Genomic DNA, 21,648 nt, shown 5'->3' with positions numbered 1-21,648 from the left:
GGGAGGAAATAAAATGAACAAAAAAATGATTTTATTAACACCGTTAATCAGTTTAATGCCCATAATTACAATATCATGTGTAAAAAATAATTTCAACACCAATAAATATCGTTTCATTGAAAAAAATAATTATGGTAATGATTATGCTAGCTTTAGCTACCTTGATGATAACTATACTAGTAAAAATATTCACAAAATTAACCTAGCAACAGCAGCAAAACTAATACGAATAAAATCAAGCCAACAGCCCTTAATTGATTTTAGAGACAATATTGTTTTAGCTCCCTCAGAACTTCATTATAAATTAGAATGGGCCAACAAAATTAATATCACAACGCCAATAGGCACTAATGAATATAGTAATGATAATACTGATATTGTAGATTATGAAAATGAATCAAACAAACCAGAAAATGGTATTTTTAAGCCTAAAAAGGATAAGGGTAATGGTTTTAACTCACCCTTCCTATTTGTTCCTTCGAGTGATATCAAATCAATAAATAACTCAAACTTTGCTAAAGATTTGAATAACACAAATAAAGTTATAATAGACATCAAAAATAGAGACAATGTTTGGATTAATTACCTAGGCAATATTATAAATACCAATAACCATATTAACCACAAATCATTTAAACTGGGGTTATTATCAAAATTGTTACGAAACAAAGAATATCGCCACTCTTTTGCTGCAAAGCATAAGATTGATCTTTCAAAATATAACAATAAAAAACTACAAAAAAATGATGGTTTCGATTTATATAACTACCTAATTCAAAATGATATTGATGTTGATGCACTACTTAATTTTGATAATAATAAAATTACTATTAAAACCAGGGACGGATCATTTAAAAATCTAAAACAAATATTTGATAATATCCTAATTATTCAAAATTATCTAGATGCAATTCCTTATGAAATAATAGAATCAAGTTACAAAGATCCCCTAAAAAATCTTGATTGATTTTTTAATTATGGTGAAACCTACCAAAACAGATTTTATGCAAGTAATTATTTTATTTCGCATATGAATGCTAATGAAACTACCTTAAAAATAAATAAAAACTATCAAAAAAATGAAGATGATAATCTTAAAGAAATAATCATTCAATACAACTCGTTACCCTTATCGCAATCTACGTTTTCACTCCAATCATTAAATGCTTTTAAGCAAAATATTATTTCAAAAATAGAATATGAAGACCTTAATTTAGATGAAAAAAACTATATTCTTGAAAACTATAAGAAATATAATTTTTCATATCAAAAAAATTATAATAGATATTCAATTAACAACAATATTATCATTAACCAAAATCCTGATATAAAAACGAAATATATGAATAAAAACTTTATGAAACTATATTATGGATTAAAAGATAATAACTCACTAGAACTTAGCAAAAATAATTTGACATTTCAATCATTATTTAACAACCTAATAAACCAGTATAGCCTAATTGAGGATGACAAAAATCTATGATTAAGTCAAGCACCAGAAAATCTTGATATTTTAGCTTCTAATAATGCTATTGGAATAAGTGAACTAAAGGATGCATATAATCAAATATCGAAACCTATTATTTTTGGAGCAAATAATAAAAAATTAAGTGATACATTCCAATACCAAAATAAAAATAGACTAAATGATCCATTAATTGTTTTTGTTGAAGACAAGATTAAATCAACATGATTTAAATTTATTGAAACTAACCTAAGAAATATAATTGATAATTTTTATAAAACATCTAATTCAAATAAAAATATTTATGTAAATATTCCTATAATGATCACCAAGGATAATCAATTTATTAACAAAAGGATACTGCTGATTAAAAAGATTTTTAATTCTATCGACCGCCGGCTAAACATAGATATAACTAAAATTGATAACTTTGAAAAATATCAAGAATTTTTTGAGAGAAATAAATCAATATACAAAAAATCTACATTTAAACTATTCCAGGGAACAACACCAGAATATTTATACAAACAATTAACAAATTTTGAAAATAATTTAAATAAATTAATTGACCTTATATCTAAAAATAAGAAAGATTATTTAACTAGTTTTGAACAGATTATTTCATTGCATAATTTTTTAGTGAATAATAATATAAATCTCAAAAATAGTTTGAGCAAAACACAAGAAACATTATTTATCACTTATCTAAGTAATTTAGAAGTAGAAAACCAATTAAAACTTATTAATGAAATTAATAATCTAATTAGTTATTCAATAAATCTTATAAATCAAATTAACATCAATAGCTTTTCTAAAATTATTTATCAAAATAACATCATTAAACCACTTGGTTGAAATAACTTAAATTATTTACAAGATATAAAAATTAAATAAGGAGAAAAAAATGATTAAAAATAAGAAGAAAATATTCTTATCAATAATTGCTACTAGTTCTATCCTCACACTGCCAATTGTTACATTATCATGTAATTTTGATAAAAAAAATCCAAATAAACCAAAAGTACAATTATTAACCGACTCACAAATCCAAGAAATAAAAGACAAATTTGAATTCACATTAAAACCCGAGGGCAAAAAATTAAATGAAGAAGGAAAATTATATGCCTTATGAGATAAGTTTACAAAATCAAAATATAATACTAAAATAAATACTTTTCAAATCATTAATTGAGATGCTGAATTTAAAAAAAACTTTTCATTTAAATATCATAAATTAAATGGTTTAGGTTCAGCACATATATATGAATTCAAACTGGCATTTGATGGACAAACACCAATAATTAAATACACTATAAAATGTGTCGATAGAAATTATCAAGAAGAAGCTAATGGAATAGTCAAATTGCAAACTGATTAATTTAAAACATTAAAAAATGGAGTGGTATAATATAGATATGAAAAAGATAAAAAAATTTCTAATATTTAGTTCATTTAGTGGAATCATATTTCCGCTAATAGCTGTTTCGTGTGGAGGACCGACAAATAGCCAAAACAATCAGCTTTTGCTTGACAAAAGTCAAAATAATGCAACAGGCAAAATAAACCCTTTAAAACGTCCTAAAGCAAAACTTCTAACGACTTCACAATTAGGCGAAATAAAAAACTCATTTTCATATACCCTAACAAATGAAGGTAAAAAGTTACCTCGTGAAGAATTAATGAAAATATTGCAAAAAATTAGAGCCGATTCCTATCCAATTGATAGGGGAATTACATCAAAAGCTGCTAATGACCCTTCAAGAACGTTCGAAAATGTTAAAGCAAATGAAAATTTTAAAAAATATTTATCTTTTACATCAACATTAGGAAACTTAAAATATCTTTCTGGTCATGTTATAGAGATGGAATTTGTACTTGAAGGTCTCGAAAAGAAGCAACCTGCTATCAGATATTCTGTAAAATGCCTAGATATAATTGTTAATGGAAAAATGAACACTGAGGCCACTGAGTATATTTATTTGGATTTAGACAATTAAATAAAAATAGGATCTATTAATTCAGATCCTATTTTATTTCTTAATTATTTCATTTAATGAATATTTTACAAGAAATATTAACTAAAAGAAACTTTTTCGTATTTATAAAAAACTTTCTTAGTTATATCGCAAACCTCACCCTTGCGATCATCATGTTGCACTGCACTACACTTGTCAAAAGCCAATAGAGCATCATCAATACCCTCATATTTAAAATTATATTCAGACTTAATTTTATGATATGCCTCAATATAAATATCATCAATTTCATTTTCGTTTTTATTAACAAAAAAACAATGTGTTAATTCATGCAAAATATAGTTAAAAATAAATGCTTCACAATTAAAAATATCCGAAACAAATATAAGTCTTCTAGCTCCTTTTTGAAAAGTAATGGCCGCAATATCGCTATTCTCGATAAAAGGCATTGTAATCAAAATAATTCCTTTAGTCAATAAATAATTTTGTATTTCATCAATTTTATTTTTAAAGTTTAAATTTTTAGCGCATATTAATTTAACAACTCTTTTATACACAACTTCAAAATTATTTTTTCTAAAAACACCAATTTTTTTAGTACTAATTGTTTCTAAAACCGATAACTCACAAAATCGAATTCAAACCTTACTATTAGGGTTGGCATAAATACTTTCATCTGCTAGTGCATTTTCACGCAAATATTGGGTATAATTATCTAAATTAGCAACGCCATAAAACCTATTCATAATCATCAATTTTTTGCTAATAGGCATATCCTTTGTTAATTTAATATTACTTACCAGTGGCAAACTTGGATTCTTAATGATAAAGTCCTCTCCATATTGCACCAAAAGTTTTTCAGCATCTTGTAGATTAGATTTTTCCTTATTAGCATATATTGAATAAACCTCAGATAGCGTACCTAATTCCAAATTAAAAACATTTTCCAAGCCTTCAATAATTGCAATACTTAAATTAACATTCGTTTTGCTATTAATGATTATATAGACATATTGAGCACTAAGCCCTAAACGTTGTGCCAATTCTTTTTGTGATATTGAAAATTTTTCTAAATAATAAGAAATTTCTTCTCCAAAATTATTTCCATGCAAATCAAGATGTTTTAAATCACAAACATGTTCAGTTTCCATAAAATCCCCATTTTATTTTGCAGCGTGGATAATGTCTTCATTTTTTACTGCGCTAGGTATTAATTGATTCATCGAAAATTGTCTTTCCTCAGTTAGATCAGTAGAATGCAATACTACCTTGGAATCTTTATCTAAAAATTGAGACATTACTTGTAGACAGGCACCGCATGGGAATAATATTTTATTCAAATTGCTAATTATATGTATTTCCTTAAATGTCCCCACTTCTGCGCCATATGCTACCGAACCAAAAAGTGCAGATCTTTCAGCGCAAAGTCCACTAGGATACGCAGCATTTTCACAATTGACTCCATAATATTCATTGCCCAACTTATCAATAGCTAAAGCTGCCACTTTAACCTTTGAATATGGTGCAAATGAATAGTTTAATTTTTCTTTTAATAATTCTTTGTTCATAATAATAATTATACTATTTATAGTTTTTAAAACTATAAAACTAAATAATACAAATTATCTTTGCTTATATCAAATGTAAAAATCAAATTAAAGTGTTAAGCATTTTTACTTAACATTTATTTTTTTATGTTAAAATTTTTTTATTAAAATTTAAATATACTAAAAATATATAAAAACTTCAAGGAGGAATACTTATGGTTAAATTAAGACTAAAAAGAACCGGAAAAAAATTCCATGCTACATATAAAGTTGTTGCTTCTGATGCTAGAGCACCACGTGATGGAAAATTTATTGATGAATTAGGATACTATGATCCTCATACAAAAAATTTATATCTAAATGAAGAATTAACAACTGTATACTTAAACAACGGAGCAAAGCCTACTGAAACAGTTAGAACTCTTTTAAAGAAGAACGATTTCTACAAAAAATACATCGAATCAAAAAACAAATAGTTATGAAAATAAACATTCTCACAATATTCCCAGAACATTTTGAAGCATTTAAAACCTATAGTGTTATAGGCAAAGCAATACGTCTTGGGCACCTAGAATTAAATATTATTGATTTTAGAAAATTTTCAAAAGAAAAAAGAAATAAGGTTGATGATTCTATATACGGTGGGGGTGATGGAATGCTTCTACAAGTCGAACCTATCGATCTCGCTCTTGAAACACTACCCAATAGTTATAAAATCCTAATTAGTCCACAAGGACAAAAATTCAACCAAATGAAAGCACACGAACTTGCTAAGCATAATGAAATAACACTCGTGTGTGGCCATTATGAAGGTTTTGATGAACGCGTTTTAAATTTTGTGGATGAAGAATTATCAATTGGAGATTATATTCTAACAGGCGGAGAAACTGCAGCTATGGTTGTTTGCGAAGCTGTTGCTAGATTAGTTCCCGGAGTTTTGCGCAAGGGGAGCCATCAAAACGAAAGTTTTGAAAACGAAGGGCTACTTGACTATCCCCAATACACTAGACCAGCAGAATATAAAGGACTAAAAGTTCCTGAAATATTACTTTCTGGTAATCATAAACTAATAAAAGAATGACGTGAGAAACATGCTTATTTAAAAACACTAAAAAATCGTAAAGATATTATCGAAAGGATAAAAAATGAGAAGTAGCTTATTAGAACTTGTAGAAAAAGACCAAATTAGAACAGATCTTCCCGAAATAAGAGAAGGGTACATAGTTAGAGTTCACGTTAGAATTAAAGAAGGCGATAAAGAAAGAATTCAAGTATTTGAAGGGCTAGTTATTGCTGCATATGGTGAAGGTATCAATAAATCTATCACTGTTAGAAAAGATTCATATGGTATTGGCGTTGAACGTGTATTTAAAATTAACTCTCCTTTAATTTCTGCTATTCAAGTAACTAGAAAAAATAAGGTTAGAAGAGCTAAACTTTACTACATGAGAGGTCTTAAAGGAAAAAGCGCAAGATTGAAAGAAATTAAAAAATAGTTATTCTTGTATCTTAAAAAAGCATGTTTCACCTAACATGCTTTTTTATAACAAAAATATTTTTTTCAGCAATCACCCTTAAAATAATTAATCTTGCTGTCTTAGTAAATTAATTGCAAAACATCGTATCCACAGTTTTTCAATAGCTAAAATAATTTTATTAATATCAATATTTTCAAAACAAGGAGCTTTATTACCAAAAGTATTAAAAAAATAGCAATTTAAAATAAGTATCAATACTTCTATTTTGCTTCTAAGGATTGCTATTTAACTTGTGCAAATACATATTCTTAATCTAAAAATTATTACAAAAGCAATTACTAAATTTTTGCTAGGCATTCTATTTTTTGCAAACCATAATATAAGTTTGGAAAATTACTGCCTAGCATACATCAGTTATCTTCATATTTAAATTATAAAAAATTATTCACAGCTAAAATCAGCATATACTCTTGGCTTTGTTAACAACAAAAAAATTAAGGTTCGAGATTTCTTTGTATTTTTCAAAATTATCTAGTCTTTTATCTCCAAAATATCTTATGTTATAATCATCCTCTATTTTATTTCTGCAAAATCTTTAATAGTAATTTCCACCTTTTGCAAATATCAATTGTACTTTTGCTATTTTGCCTAAAACAAATCAAATAAATTAAATTTTATTTCATTAATTAAATTTAAGGGTAGAATATTTTTTCTTCTAATTTGCATTTATTAAAATAAAAAACTCTTTTTTTCCTTTTTTAAGGACTGCATACTTATTATCATATCTATCAAAATTAATTACGATATTTTCATTTTCAACAATCTCGTTATCAAGCATAAAGGATTTTTTAGCTATAAATTCTCGAGTTTCCCTATTTGAAGAAGTGATTTTATTTTCCTTTATAAAATCAATAAATTTAGTACCGTGTTTAACACTAAAAGTTTTAAGGGATTCTTTAATTATTTCAATATCGCTAATTAATAATTCCTCTTTACTATTTGCAAATAAAATTTCACTTATTTTTTTTGCCTGATTTGCATATTGTATTCCATGAATATCCTTAACCACTTCAAATGCTAAAATTCTTTGCGCTACTCTTTTAAATTTAGCTTGCTCATGCTCTCTCATAATATTCTGAATTTCATCTAATTTAAGAAAAGTTAATGTCTTTAAATATTCATCCACTTTGGAATCTGATTGATTTAATAAAAATTGATATAGAGAATAAGGAGTTGTCATATTTTTATCTAACCACAAGGAGCCGCCGCCAGTTGACTTACCAAATTTATTTCCATTTTCATCAGTTAATAAATTAATTGTTAAAGCAATCGCACAAGCAGCTTCTCCATAAATTTTTCTAATAAACTCAAGACCAGTTGTAATATTACCCCATTGATCTGAACCGCCAGCCTGAATCTTCACATCATACTTTTCGAACATGTTCTTAAAGTCTCAACCTTGAATAAGCTGATAACTAAATTCAGTAAATGTTAATCCATTATCCAATCGAGTTGCAATACTTTCTTTTTCTAATAAATAATTTACATTTATCATTTTTCCTATTTGTGAAAGAAAATCAAATAACGTCATATCTTTATAAAATTCGATATTATCAATCACTGATAAACCAAAATTTTCTAGTTGTTTTTTTATTGATTCCTTATTGTTGATAAGGGTTTTTTGATCAAGGAAGCTTCTTTCACTCTTTCTAAAACTTGGATCACCGATCATCCCAGTAATCCCTCCTAGAATTGCATAAGCCTTATAGCCTTGTTTCTTAAATCTTAATAAAGTAGCAATTTGCAAATAATTTCCTAAATGAAGACTTTTGGCGGTGGGGTCAAAACCAATATAAATTCCTGAATCATGAGAAATTTGAGAAAACTTTTCTTCATTAGAAATATTATTTAGTATTTTTCTGTTTTTAAGCTCTTCTAAAAAATTCATAATGTAAATAACTCCTTAAGTTAAGACCAACTAGTTTGGTTATGATTATTTTAAAACTCTATTGTTTAATATTTTTAAAATTATAGCTAACTTTTAATTTTTAAAACTTTTTATACTAATTAAAAAACGAAAAAGTACTAATGGCAAACATAAATATAAATATAAAAAATTTAATAAATCAACTTATTTTATGGGTTTTTATAATTTTTTTTTAAATTATTTATATATAATACTAAATTATTTTGCTACAACCATTTTTTAGGAGGAATGTATGAAAATAAAAATTATTGTTGATTCTTCATCTGGATTAACGGAAAAGCAGGCTAATGAGCTTGGTTGAGGATTTATACCATTGCAATGCGAAATAGACGGTAAAACATATCAAATCGGAAGAGACATTGTTGTTGATGATTATGCTAAAATGTGAAGAGAAAATAAAAAAATTAATGCCACCACTGCAGCTTCTTCGCCAGCGATTAATGATATCGAGATAAACAAATACTTAAATGAGTATGATTTAATTTTAGTTTATCCTATCTCTAAATTTTTATCATCACAAACATCATTTCTTAAAACACAATTTCAAGATAACAACAAAGTATATATTGTTGAATCAAAAAGAATTTCCTTCTTGATTCTAAAAGATTTATTTAAATTTGAATCTCAAATTAATTCAGGTGTTTCTTTTAAAGATGCTATAAAACATTTTGAAATAAATAATGAAAGATTAATCTTAATTCCACAATTTAACGACGCTCTTGTCAAAGGTGGAAGGCTTTCAAAAGGCGCTGCTGCAATAGCTAAATTATTAAAAATAGTTCCACTAATCGCTTTTGACAATGGTGTATTAGAAAAGGATTCAATTGGGCGCGTATTTACTAAATCACTTGAAAAAACTGTTACAGATATGTGAAATAAAAACAAAGACACTCCTGATGGAAAAGTGCTTTTTGTTCTTCATTCAGATAATGAAATGATTGAGGAGCTTTTGACAAAATTTAAAAACATCATAAATGATCAGATTCCAATTTATACATACAAGTTACCAGCCGATGTTTCTATTCATACAGGAATTGGGGCCGTAGCAGTTTCGATAGTTTCTATAGATAATGAAACCCAAAAAAAATTCAACTCATTACTAAAAAAATAATTAGGTTTAAACAACGAGTAAAAAACTCGTTTTTTAAATAAAAGTAGTATATAATTCCTAATAATTGAATACAAGTTTAATTTATAAATTAAAACCTTAAACTATAAATTATAAAAATATAGCATTTGAAAGGAAAGATTATGAATACAAAGAAAAAACGCACTTTGCTAAATATTTTAATATCATCATCGGTATTAAGTTTTCTGCCTACTCTAGGCTTAATTTCATGTGAAAATGAGCAAAATAAAGAGAAGCGTTTAGTTAAAGAAGCCCTTACTAAATTAGAAGGTTTATTAAAAAATGTTGAAAATGAAAATAAAACAAATTTCAAAAGCAAGGCCTATATCGAATCAAAAAATGAAATTAAAAAAATTAATGAATTGCTTGAAGATAATAACATTAGTAACATTGAACTAAAAAAAGCAAAAACTAAATTATCTCAACTAAACAATCAAATTTCTAGTGAACTAGAAAATATTCGCAAAATTAACGAAGAAAACGATGGTAAACCAAAAATTGATAGCACTCTTAAATATTCTGATGAACAATTTTTAGCTGATTTTAATAGATTAACTAGTTCCCAAGATATTGAGACTAATTTTGTTTTATCTTTTAAAAATCTCTTCCCTTATCATGAAAAAAAGCAAATCTTTCCTAGTCAACTTCAAAAACAATATGCATCACTGGTTATAAAAGCCAAAGATGATGCGATAAACAAAAAAATTGAATTTAGTGTCTTTAATATTGATTTGGAAGATAAGGCCAACACCACTGGCGAAGCTGAAATTAGACTTGTATTTAGAAACAAAGCAACTAACACGCAAAAAAATTACAAATTTAAACTATCAGGTTTAAACAAAAATAATTTCAATGTTGATAGTGAAGGTAATAGACCTAATGGAAGAGTTTCTGATGAAAAAATTGAAGAAAGTGAAATTCAAAAATATCAAAAATTAAGTCAATATGATCGTTATAAAAAAGATAACAATGAATATGTAGAAAGACTGAAAGATAATTATAAGAAAAACGGTATTAATAATTTAAAAGATTTCAGAGCTTTCCTAAATATAAGCGATGCAAAGAAAAAAGAATTTGATCAAAAAGCGCAAGAATTAAAATTAGATACCTATGAAAATTCCGCCTACAAAGGTTTCAGTGTCCCTACATACAAACAAGATGGCACATTAGATGGATTGGAATTAAATGGTGTTGAGGTTGGTAAGCAACCTAGTTTAATTGATTCATTAGGAAAACCAGATATTTTTAAAACCATCGGTGTCGCAAGAACAATCATTAACGAACAGTATCTAAAAATAGCTAAACAAACATTTTCAATTTCAATAAGTAATTACAAAACTTATGAAAAAGAAATTTCTGAATCTAATGATTTAATTAAATTCTGACAAGATGAAAAAAATGAAGAAACCTTCAAGAAAAAAATTCAAGAAAAAATTACTCAGCTAAAAGAAGATAAAAAACAAGTTGAAGCAGATTGAGATAAAAAAATAAAAGAAAATACTGATGAACATCTTGTGGAAAGTCTTAACAAGCAAAAAACACAAAGTCTTAAAGAATATGATGATAGAATAACTCATTTCGAAAAACATACAAGACCGGCAGAAATTAAGGAATTAGAGCAAAAAATTAATGAATACAAAAAACGTGCTGAATCAAAGAAGGAAAATAATGTTGAATCTGGTACTATGTGAATTCTAGACTTTCAACCAGATAGCACAGGAAAATATCCAACTAAATGATATTTTGGAACAAATGCCCACGTTGCAAGGGCTATAACTAAGGATTTAAGTGGATTCTCATTAACAAGAATTAATAAAGACATTCATAGCGGAGCAAAACTAAGAATATCAGATATGGATGACAATATCACAACTTTTGGAACTCAAAATAAAGATGCAATTAGAACCATTTTTAATGCAACTGACTACCTAAGCACTCATCCAACTGATTTTTTATCAGAACGTCAAAAGAAAATTTATGAAGGTGTTGAAGAATTTGCTGATTTTGCTGTTATTGAAATTGACTTTGAAAAAATTAAAGATTTTTCAGCATCCTCTAATTCAGCAACCTTAACTGAAGCTTTAAAGGCTAAAAAAGATTTCAATCTAGCTAAAGAAGTTACAAATGATTATGCCAATGATAAAAAATCTCATATCAAATTTAGAAGCAAATCATATCTTGTGGATTATCAAGCAATAGATTATCCGTTAAGCGGAAAGATTCCACCTAGTCTTGATCATTTATTTGCCGTTGGATGGCCAAGCGCCCGTGAAGATTTCTATTTAAAAGCATACATCGATGATGATCAAAGAGAAAGGGCAAAGTTTGGTTATTCATTTAGTTTATGATTTAATGCTAATTATGACTTTTATGATGCAAAATTAACCAATTCTGAAAACGGGCCATCTTCATTCCCTAGTGATGTGCTAAATAGAGGAAATTATTTATCATATCAAATTGGTTATCGTTCATTCGCTGACAAACCTGGGGTTCTAGATTCTTTTATTAGTGCACCAATCAATGGTGATAAATTATTTGAATATGAAAACAAAAAATATATCAGCATGAGTCTTAACTATCTCCCAAGAAGATGAGCACCAGCTGGCGGATCATCTGGTTCATCAATTAGAAACCAAAATAATGAATTAGTCGCTATTCACCATACAACCAATCAATATGCAAGAACCGGGCTTGCTCTTGCGTTTAGATCAGAAGGATTTAATTATCAAGGTTTATTTGGAACATATAATCTTCCAGAATATGACTTAATTTATGGTGGTGGCAAGGATCAAACAAAATCATATAGACAAGCTCTAAAAAATCTTTATCCAAATCTACAAAAAACCAACCTATTTACAAACGGATTAGGTGATGAGAATATTCCAGAGCAATTTAAATTTAAGAAAGGAACCACAAGATAATGCAAAATTCCACAGTCAAAGAAAATCGCATATATGATGACTTTGAGTCATTATTCAATAATAAGCGAAAAAATCTGTTAGTATCAATCTTGAAAATTACTATCATTTCCTTGTTTATTTTTTTATCAGGATTAATCTTATTTTTTGCCCCCATAACAATTTTTTCAACAAAACTTTTCGCTCCTTTTACAAATACCCCCGAATACTTCCTAAACTTTTCAAGTTTATCATTGGAACGTATTAATTACCTCGCTATATTCAGAATTTCACTATTAATTAGTATCTTTTTATACACAATTAGCAAAAACTTTTCTAATATCTTCACCCATAAAGAATCGGCTAAAAAATATATACCTTGATTTATCATATATTCAACCCTATCAATTATTTCTGTAATATTGTTATTTACGATGTTTAGTGAAAAAACACTAAGTTACTACTATTTATCATTCTTATCAGTTATATTATTAATTGTCGATGTTGCCTATGCAATTTATACATACAAATTAAAGAAAAAAACTAATCCTTTATTTTATAAAAACAAAAAAACTCTTATTATTTCAATTATTTCTCGATCAATTTTAGTCATAGGATTTATGGCTACGATATCAGCATGAATATTCACCATCGAAAAAGATGAGCAAAAATTTGATTTTCTAGATAATAACCCTGTACATCAATTCTTTATAAGTTTATTTTCACAAAAAAGTGGAATTAATCTATTTTACTTAATTCTAATTTTTGTTACATTAGGAGTGCTAATATTTGGGATTAATATCGAAAGAATTTTATGAACTGCATCAAAACAACAAAAAAATAATGAATCTAGAGAAAGACTACTTCTTTATATTGGTTTTGCCTTTACTACTGTAATTTGATTTATTCGTGCACTATTTTATAAAACAAGTTCAAATGTCATTGATGCTGAAAAACCATCAAGAAATTATATTTATCTTATTGGCTTAATATTTATTGTCCTATTTTTTATTAGTTATGTCCTAGTAAGTTTTCTAAAACCACTAAAAATTAAAGGAGTTTTATTAAATACAATTTTTACCGGCTTTATTTTTACACTAATTTGAATAATAACCGCAATTGTAAGTTTAAAAAATCAAGAAATTATTGTCACAAATATTACTCTTTTATTTTCTTCAATATTCAGCATTTTAATATTAATGCTTTATAAATACAAAACTTCAAATGAACCTATATATGTTTCAATAATATTGAAGAGTTTAGTTTTATTAGTAATATTTACCCTAATAATTAATGGTTTAAATGCATTACTACTTTCAAATAATAATCAATCATTCTACAATATTCCTTCAAAACTTTCGCTGGACCAAATTTTTGTAATCACTACTTTAAGTTTTGCTGTTTTATTTAACATATCAACTGTTATAAATCTAATTTGAACTCTAACAGTAATTACGAAGAAAAATAATGTCATAAACCAAGGAGTTTCAAATGAAGTTAAGTAGGAAAGAACAAAATATTTTAAAAGCCGTACAAAATGATTTAGAAGTATTTAATTATGATTTCATGCAACTAAAAAAACAACCTAACTTTATCTCCTTTGATAAATTAATGTCAACAATTCAATTAAAAGCTCAAACAAAATCAAAGGATATGGATGTTAAAAAATTGTTTAATTATCTAAAACAGGCTCAAAATAAAAAATATGAAATTATTTTTGATGAATTTGTTTTATCTTATAAATTGGACGAAAGATTGAATAATTACTACCTAGTACCATTTATAAAGCAATTTCCATCAACAAATATTGAATCAATTAATCTAAGAACTGAAACTAACCTATTTAAATCAAAAATAGCACTTTACTTCAATGAAGAGATAAAGCAATTATTAAATAAGAATTTCTTTGTTGAAATTATTGAAAATATTATTGTTAAAACAGATAATGAATCTAATTTATTAAACATATTTTACAACGAAAAAAGTATTATAGGATGATAGTATGCATTTAAAAAAATGAGAAGAAAAATTACAAAACCTTGAAGGAATATTGACAAAGGTAAATAATTCCAAAAATATTCTTTTGATCGAGATAATGAAGCTTACGAGAAAGCTAAAATTCAATATTTCTAATGCATTGCTAAATATCAACTTAATCAATGCTATTAAGGAAAAATACACAATAAAAAATAAGTTAATTAATGATTCTGAAAATAATAATAAAACTATTCAAAAACTACGTAATATATTTAAAAAACGATCAGTACTTTGGATTTATTTGACCGAGAACCAAAAATACTCAACAGATTCATATAGTAGATATGAAAAAAAGCTACTTACAAATGTAAATCCTAAACACGATGATTTTATAACAATTGGCCAAAGAGCTAGTGAATTTTGTAATCAAAACAAGTTTAACGTAATAAAATCCTTTAGTGAAGAAGAAAAACAGGCTACCAATCTTGCTTGAAGAGTTAGTCAATTAGTTAAGACCTTATATATAGATAATAACTATTCAAAAGTTAATTTTGTTCTTAATACTAACAAAAATTATAACGGGCACTTTACAGTTCTTCCTATTGATGAATTCAACATTAATAAACTAGTAAATGAAGTTGATAAACAAAATTCAGTTGGTGATATTTCTGGGTATAAAATTTATCCCGGTATTGAGGATTTTGTTGAAAATGAAATAAACATCATTTTAGAAAATGCTATATATTCATTGTTAATTGAATCATTTTTCTACAATGCCAAAAATGACCTTGTTACAACCAATAAAATTATTAATCAAATTGAAGAAGATATTGCAAAGGTTAAGAAAAAAATAATTCGTACTAAACGCGAAAAGGAAATTGAAGAAATTGTTTTATTAACAAAAGCAAACGAAGGTTTTGGGGGTATTAAATAATGATTAATAATAATTCATTTAAAATTAATATTCACTTCATTGGTAATAAACATCTATCAATCAGAAATGCCATATTATTTATCAATATTGATGAAGAGGATGAGTGGGGTCTTGCTAATTCGAATTCAATGATGGCATTTGAAAACACAGTTATTAAAATTAGAGACCTTGATCAAGAAAAAGAATTATTTTTATTTTTAATTAACGCAAATATAATCATCAAAGAAAACGAAATTAACATTAATTCATTTAGTAAGTTAGAATTATACAAACAAAACAATAAGATAAAATTTGATAATTTGCAAATCAAAGAAATAACAACCAAAATTAATTACTATGAATCATTGCAAAAAATTGGACTAAGTCTTGACCAATTTCTTGAAGAAAAACATTTAAAGCAAAGGCTATATATGCTAAAAATGGAGCAAAAACTAAAATTAGTCAAGGAGGAAAATTATGAAATTAAAAAATAAATTATTCTCTTTAAGTTTAATCAGTGTGATCCCGCTTCCCTCGTTAGCTCTTATTTCTGCCTACAATCGTCAAGATGAAACAAAAGAACTCAAACAAGATGCGCCTCAAAAACCCGCTGATCCAAATAAGCAAAAACCAAAAGCTCCAGAAAAACCTAGCCTAGCTCTCGACTTTGATACCTTTGCCAAATTTACAAAAGATAATGTGGAAAAAAATGTTGAAAAAATAATTGACTTTACTATTAAATATCTTGATAATGAAAAAGGAAAATTGTTGAAAGATTTAGACAAGGATTTTAAACCTAATTTAGAAAAACTCATCTACATCCAAGTCCTACAACAGTATCTTGAAAAAAACAAAGATGCATTAAAAACTAAGCATATGAATAACCTTGGTTTCACAATTGTTTTTCCATATGTAATGTCAACTAATAAAAATTACATTCCATCTGTAGTTGAATACGAAGGGCAAAAATTTGATAACATAAAGGTCGGAAAAACTAAAGAAACTAACTATGAAGAACAAATTAAGCCAAATGGAAAAATTACAAAAGATAAAGAACAACTTAATACAATTACCAAACAAAGACTTGATGAATTAATAAAGGATTACTTTGGTGCGTTGCAAAAGCAACTTCCAAACATGCTTTTTGACAAGGTAGACATTCCTAAAATAGGAGAACAAATTAATATTAAATTCGGCACCTTCAAAGAAAAAGAAAATACAATTAATGGTTTTAGTTTTACTCAGCCCAAAGACTTTGCATCATGAGAAGATTACATTGTTTCGAAATTGCATAAGAAATTTGTTAAATTTGATCTTGATCAGAATAAAAAATTCATTCTTGATGAACAAAAAAATAAAAAAGAAGATGAACCAATAAGAAAACCGCCAATAATTCCCGGGGATAAACAACAAAAAGAAATTGATACCCAAGAGCAAATTCAAGCTCTTCCTTCGCTAATACCTAATGTTTCTTCAATTTACACATCTAAAACAGCAAACAATCTAAAAACGTTTTTTGATAGTTCAAAAGCAGAAGAAAAAGAAAAGATATTCTTTTTTGATAATGCCATTAACACTAGATTTAAATATAGCGTAATTAATCTAAAAAGTGAAGGGGGAAATTCATTATCAGCAACAGTGAGAATTAGCGATAGAGTAGATCCTAAAAAGAGTCGTGATTATGTAATTAAAATAAATATTGATACTTCTCCGGAACAAGAATCACTTAATTACGCATATGAAGAAATAATTAAAGAAAATAAACAACTATTTAGCAAAATATTTACCGCTTTGGGAATTGATGACAAAATAAACTATAATGATTTAAGAAATGATACGCTACGTAGCGTTTTATATAATATGGTTGGTACAGGGGTTTTAATCACTAATAAAGAATCGTATGTAAATGCTGCTAACGATATAATCACAAAAGCTGCTGAAAATCTCTTAAAAAACGAAAATAACAAATCTGTTATCGAAGCCGACATTAAAAACTCAAATTATCTATTATTAACTAGTTTATTTTCTTCAACAATCAATGGTGTAGATTATTTTAGTAGTCTTGCTAGCTCTCTTAAAGCTGTTTTAATACAATTTGAAGAAATAATTAAGATAAATAAAGACATTATTAAGAAAAACTTTGCTCAAAATGGATTTGATTTAAATTTAATAAATCAATATTATGACCTTATAAATAAACAAATATCTCGTTTAATTTCTTCAACTGGTTCAAGAACTATTAATATTTTTAGCTGATATGATAATTACACTAAACAAGTCAAAAACATTATTGAAAGATTTGATATTCTTGCTGCTTTAATCGATAATAAAAAGCCAGATAAAAAAGAGGACAAAGAAAAATTTACAAATTCATATCTAAAAGCGGAAATTCAAATTAAAGATAATAATCTAGAAGGAAAGAAAGCTTTAAACCAAGCTGGTTATGCAATATTTGCAATTAGTGCATTATTAACAATAATTGCAATTACCTTTATTGCTATAAAAAGCAAAAAACTCGGTACTATAAAATTAAAAAAACTTTCAATTTCAGTAATCGGCATAATCTTGTTTGTTCTTGTTCTTTCTATTGTAATGTCAATAATCTAATTCAAAATAGAGTTTTAATAATAAATTGTTATGCAATTATTAAAACTCTATTTTTTTTTTTTTTTTTAAAAAAAAAAAGCAAAATTAACTAGGCTAAATTTTCAAAAAAGCTAGTAAATTTCACATTTCAATAGCAAAATAAGTTCAAATTTGATGTCCAATTTATAACCCTGCCCAATGTTCATAACCCGAAATTCAAAAAAAAAAAAAAACATTATTATATTAGTAAAAAAATTAAATACCAAAACATAAGAAAAGGTTTAAATATGACTGAAAACAAACATGAAATTAAAACAAAAAAGAAAAAAACACCTAGAGTTTTACTAGGAGCAGAACTAGCGATAGCAGCAACATTAGCAACTGGCGCCATAATAACAGCATACCTAGTTAGCAATAACCAAAATAAGTTAGAAATAAACAAACAAAAAATAACTAGTAACTCAGCTTCATTTATACTAAAAAACTATAAAAATTATGAAAACACCGAATTTACAGCAAGAATCTTTCCCGAAAATAATCCAAAAGCTTTTCTTGAAAAGAAATACATTATAAACAAAAATAATGAAACTATTTCTTGGGGTGAGAAAAGAAACGAAGTTCCTTTAGAATCTAGCACTGATTATGAATTTCAAATAATTTTTAAAAATAAACCTATTTTAAGTCATAAATTCAAGACATTAAACAATATAACTGAACTTAATAAGAAAGCAATAGAACAAGAAAGAACAAATAAACTATTAAAAGAAGCGCAAAAAATTAAAGAAGATTTAGAAAGAAAACTCTTAGATTCACTTACAAAAAACCAGGAATTAAAAAAACAGAATGAAAATCTAAAAAAAGATAAAGACTCACCCAAAACAAATCCTTCTATTGATTCAAAAAAACTAAGTGCAATAATCAAAGAACTTCAAATGGCAATTATTGAATTAAAGCAAGCTGACCATAACCAAAAAAATGCAACACAAAAATCATATGAGGCTAACCAAAATTTAGTCCAAAAACAAAACGAAATTTCTTTAATAAACAAAGAGCTTGAAGAAACAAAAAATAAAAAAGAACTAATAAATAACCAAAAACAAAATGCTGATAAAAATCTAGAAAGAATTAACAACATAATTAGCCAAAAAGAATCTGAAATTCAGGCACAAACTGATGTTAGAAATCAACTAGAAGCACAAAAAAATGACAATCAAGAGAAAATCAATAAACTACAAGAAAAGATCAAACAAATCGATCATCTTTTAACACAAAAACAAAGTGAAATTTCAACTAAAAACAATGAATTAATAGAGGCAAATAAAGAACTAGCGCAAGCTCAGGAAACGCAAAAAATAACAAAGCAAGGCCTAGAAAACACAAACAGACAAATAAAAGAACTAGAAACTAAAAAAGAAGAGGCTGATACAAACCTTTTAAATATCAACAATAATTTACAAGAGGAATCAATCAAAATTTTGCAATTAGCAAATGATTTACAAAGTGCGATTGATGCATTAAAAAAGGCAAATGAGTCTCAAAAGAGTGCAATAGAAAAAGCAAAACAAGCTAAGCAAAAACTTTCACAGAATCAAAATGATATTGCTCTAAAAAATAAAGAATTACAACAGCAAAATAACCTAAAGATTTCACTGCAAAAAGAAAAAACAAAGCTAGAACAAGAACTACAAAAATATACAGAAGAAATAAAGAAAAAAACCGCCGCCAAAACAACCAAATCGCAAGAAAAAAGCGAAGCTTCAATTGCATTAGATACAAGTAAGCAAAAAGTCACAGAAACTGAAAATAAATTAGATGAAACTAACAACTCAATTAAAGATAAATCAGTTGCTCTATCTAAGAAAGAAAAAGAATTAGAAATAGAAGAAACTAATTTATCAAATCTTCAATTACTAAAACACCACAGTGAGCAAGTGTTGCGGGAAAAGCAAGATGAGTTAAAAAAAATCAATAATATTTTAAATGAAGCTATGCAAAAATATAATGAAGCTTTAGAACAATACAAAATCGAGCAGCAAACATTAGACTCCTTTAAAAATGAATATAAAAAAAATAAAAATGAAATTATTAAAAAAATACAAGATAGTTTTGAATCCCTTGAAGATGGTAATGATTTTGTTGAGCAACGCAATACTAAAAAAAATGAATTATTACAAGAAATATTTGAAGAATCTTCTCGGGATAAATTTGATGGCAATGTAGATTTTAATCAAATAAATAATATTATTGATCTAAAAAAAGTAATTAATAAATTTTCAAATCTTAGACATCTTGTTAGAATAAGATTAGAAGAAATTTTAGAAATAATAAACCGCGATATAAATGATGAAAAAAAACTTATCAATAATGATCTAAATGATATAAAATCAGCGTTAAGTAAATTATATGAAGTTGAAAAAAAATATAATAAAATCGAAAATAATTTAGAAGAAAAAACAAAAATACTTGCCGAAAAAACTAAAGAAAAAGATAATATTCAACAAGAATATAACAATGCTGAACGTGAAAAAAATAACGCAATGCGTGAACTTGAACAAACAAAATCTTCTATTCAAGCAAAAAATAACGAGATAGATAGGATAAAAAGAGAGTTAAATGCTGCGAAGCAAGAACTTCAGGATGCTAATGTTACAAAACAATCAAATATAGCAGAATTACAAGAAGCTAAAAAAGAATATGAAAGTAATATAAAAAACTTAAATGCAAAAACAATAGGTGAACAAAACTCCATTAATGCATTGCGGAATGTAGAAACAAATAAAATTTTAATAAATCAGAAAATAAATGAAGTTATAGCAAAAATAAGTCAAATAGATATAGAAATTGATAAAACCAACCAATCATTAACACCACTAAATATTTCAAACCAAGCATTGCAAACAGCAAATAACGAGGCCGAAAGTAAATTAAATCAAGCCAATCAAGATGTAACACAAAAAACTAGTGATCTTGAATTAGCTAATACTAAATTAAAAGAAGCGAACGCGAAAATTCAGGAAATTAAAACAAATAAAAGCAAAATAACATTGACTAAACAAAAAAATAATGCCGATTTAAAAGAAGCTTTGAAAAATAAAAATAATCTTGAAACTCAACTTCAAACTGCAATACAAACAATAGACAAAAAACAAAAAGAACTAAACAATAAGAACCAAGCATTAGAATTTGCAAAATTAGAGCAACAAAAAACTCAAAATAATAAAGAGAATACAATATCATTTTTAGATATTGCACAACAAAATCTAGATAACACAATTGAGCAATTAAAAAATAAAGATAACGAGTTGCAAAAAACCAAACAACAACTTAGCGAATCTCAAAGTGTCTTAAAGGAAACAACACAAGATATAAGTGAACAAGAAGAAAAACTAGAAACTATAAATAAAGATATCACAAACCTAAACCAAACTTTAGTAAGTAAAACAAAGGAAAAAGAAGAAGCAAATTTAGCAAATACAAATGCTAAAAAAGAATTAGAAAAAACAAGTCAAGAATTAGTTGAAAAATCAAAGAAACTTGAACAACTAATCAATAAACCACAAACCCATACTAATAACTAAAAAATAAAAATATCAGAAAAAAACATCAGACTCAAATTTAAATAAAAAGATTTGGGTCTTTTCTTGTTTTGTATTAAAAACAATTAAATTAAGTTTTATTAATAATTTAATA

At 26.4% G+C, this 21,648-nt stretch carries 17 protein-coding genes; 14 read left to right on the top strand and 3 right to left on the bottom strand.

The window, feature by feature from the left end:
- Positions 1-13 precede the first annotated feature (13 nt).
- From ACWXVQ_RS00490 to ACWXVQ_RS00480, 3 genes are read left to right on the top strand one after another with little or no spacing between them, the layout of a single operon-like run.
- The gene (locus ACWXVQ_RS00490; RefSeq protein WP_456013193.1) at positions 14-2,362 is read left to right on the top strand and encodes an OppA family ABC transporter substrate-binding lipoprotein; all 2,349 of its coding nucleotides are present in this window, start codon (positions 14-16) and stop codon (positions 2,360-2,362) included.
- 10 nt (positions 2,363-2,372) lie between these two features.
- The gene (locus tag ACWXVQ_RS00485) at positions 2,373-2,846 is read left to right on the top strand and encodes a hypothetical protein (protein ID WP_438340769.1); all 474 of its coding nucleotides are present in this window, start codon (positions 2,373-2,375) and stop codon (positions 2,844-2,846) included.
- Between the two features lie 37 nt (positions 2,847-2,883).
- The gene (locus tag ACWXVQ_RS00480) at positions 2,884-3,465 is read left to right on the top strand and encodes a hypothetical protein (RefSeq protein ID WP_456013191.1); all 582 of its coding nucleotides are present in this window, start codon (positions 2,884-2,886) and stop codon (positions 3,463-3,465) included.
- Positions 3,466-3,542: 77 nt separating this feature from the next.
- Here the strand turns inward: ACWXVQ_RS00480 and ACWXVQ_RS00475 are convergent, their stop codons facing one another.
- Together ACWXVQ_RS00475 and ACWXVQ_RS00470 are read right to left on the bottom strand one after the other, a co-directional pair.
- A complete protein-coding gene (locus ACWXVQ_RS00475; protein WP_455966316.1) occupies positions 3,543-4,595 on the bottom strand; it encodes a helix-turn-helix transcriptional regulator in 1,053 nt (350 codons plus the stop codon).
- Positions 4,596-4,607: 12 nt separating this feature from the next.
- Positions 4,608-5,012 carry a cytidine deaminase gene (locus tag ACWXVQ_RS00470; protein ID WP_438340766.1) on the bottom strand — a complete coding sequence of 135 codons (405 nt, stop codon included), beginning with the start codon at positions 5,010-5,012 and terminating at the stop codon, positions 4,608-4,610.
- A 194-nt stretch (positions 5,013-5,206) separates the two neighbouring features.
- Between ACWXVQ_RS00470 and rpsP the strand changes: the two genes are divergently transcribed.
- Genes rpsP through rplS form a run of 3 tightly spaced genes read left to right on the top strand, consistent with a single transcriptional unit; the run spans position 5,207 to position 6,487 of the window.
- On the top strand, positions 5,207-5,467 hold the full coding sequence (rpsP, locus tag ACWXVQ_RS00465; protein WP_438340765.1) for a 30S ribosomal protein S16: 261 nt from the start codon (positions 5,207-5,209) through the stop codon (positions 5,465-5,467).
- Between the two features lie 2 nt (positions 5,468-5,469).
- Positions 5,470-6,147, top strand: coding sequence for a tRNA (guanosine(37)-N1)-methyltransferase TrmD (gene trmD / locus ACWXVQ_RS00460; RefSeq protein ID WP_438340764.1), 678 nt, complete (start codon positions 5,470-5,472; stop codon positions 6,145-6,147).
- Entirely contained in the window at positions 6,137-6,487 is a 351-nt protein-coding gene (rplS, locus tag ACWXVQ_RS00455) for a 50S ribosomal protein L19 (protein ID WP_438340763.1), read from the top strand. The genes trmD and rplS overlap by 11 nt, the downstream gene beginning before the upstream one ends.
- Positions 6,488-7,184: 697 nt before the next feature.
- Here rplS and tyrS read toward each other — a convergent pair.
- Entirely contained in the window at positions 7,185-8,417 is a 1,233-nt protein-coding gene (gene tyrS / locus ACWXVQ_RS00450) for a tyrosine--tRNA ligase (protein ID WP_444705085.1), read from the bottom strand.
- Positions 8,418-8,688: 271 nt separating this feature from the next.
- Here tyrS and ACWXVQ_RS00445 point away from each other — a divergent pair, with 271 nt between their 5' ends.
- From ACWXVQ_RS00445 to ACWXVQ_RS00410, 8 genes are all read left to right on the top strand, one after another.
- Positions 8,689-9,567: a DegV family protein gene (locus ACWXVQ_RS00445; protein ID WP_456013189.1), complete on the top strand. Its 879-nt coding sequence runs from the start codon at positions 8,689-8,691 to the stop codon at positions 9,565-9,567.
- A gap of 140 nt (positions 9,568-9,707) precedes the next feature.
- On the top strand, positions 9,708-12,506 hold the full coding sequence (mip, locus tag ACWXVQ_RS00440; RefSeq protein WP_456013187.1) for an Ig-specific serine endopeptidase MIP: 2,799 nt from the start codon (positions 9,708-9,710) through the stop codon (positions 12,504-12,506).
- The gene (locus ACWXVQ_RS00435) at positions 12,506-13,987 is read left to right on the top strand and encodes an MSC_0624 family F1-like ATPase-associated membrane protein (RefSeq protein WP_456013185.1); all 1,482 of its coding nucleotides are present in this window, start codon (positions 12,506-12,508) and stop codon (positions 13,985-13,987) included. Before mip ends, ACWXVQ_RS00435 begins: the two co-directional genes overlap by 1 nt.
- Entirely contained in the window at positions 13,974-14,483 is a 510-nt protein-coding gene (locus ACWXVQ_RS00430) for an MSC_0623 family F1-like ATPase-associated protein (protein WP_456013183.1), read from the top strand. The genes ACWXVQ_RS00435 and ACWXVQ_RS00430 overlap by 14 nt, the downstream gene beginning before the upstream one ends.
- A gap of 1 nt (position 14,484) precedes the next feature.
- A complete protein-coding gene (locus ACWXVQ_RS00425; RefSeq protein ID WP_455993965.1) occupies positions 14,485-15,393 on the top strand; it encodes an MSC_0622 family F1-like ATPase gamma subunit in 909 nt (302 codons plus the stop codon).
- Positions 15,393-15,866: an MSC_0621 family F1-like ATPase epsilon subunit gene (locus ACWXVQ_RS00420; RefSeq protein WP_438340756.1), complete on the top strand. Its 474-nt coding sequence runs from the start codon at positions 15,393-15,395 to the stop codon at positions 15,864-15,866. Before ACWXVQ_RS00425 ends, ACWXVQ_RS00420 begins: the two co-directional genes overlap by 1 nt.
- Positions 15,850-17,979: an MSC_0620 family F1-like ATPase-associated subunit gene (locus ACWXVQ_RS00415; protein WP_456013181.1), complete on the top strand. Its 2,130-nt coding sequence runs from the start codon at positions 15,850-15,852 to the stop codon at positions 17,977-17,979. The genes ACWXVQ_RS00420 and ACWXVQ_RS00415 overlap by 17 nt, the downstream gene beginning before the upstream one ends.
- A 266-nt stretch (positions 17,980-18,245) precedes the next feature.
- A complete protein-coding gene (locus ACWXVQ_RS00410) occupies positions 18,246-21,536 on the top strand; it encodes a hypothetical protein (protein ID WP_456013180.1) in 3,291 nt (1,096 codons plus the stop codon).
- Positions 21,537-21,648: the final 112 nt, after the last annotated feature.

It is taken from the genome of Mycoplasma sp. 527 (assembly GCF_053851595.1).
This window is presented reverse-complemented; position numbering and strand designations above follow the sequence as displayed.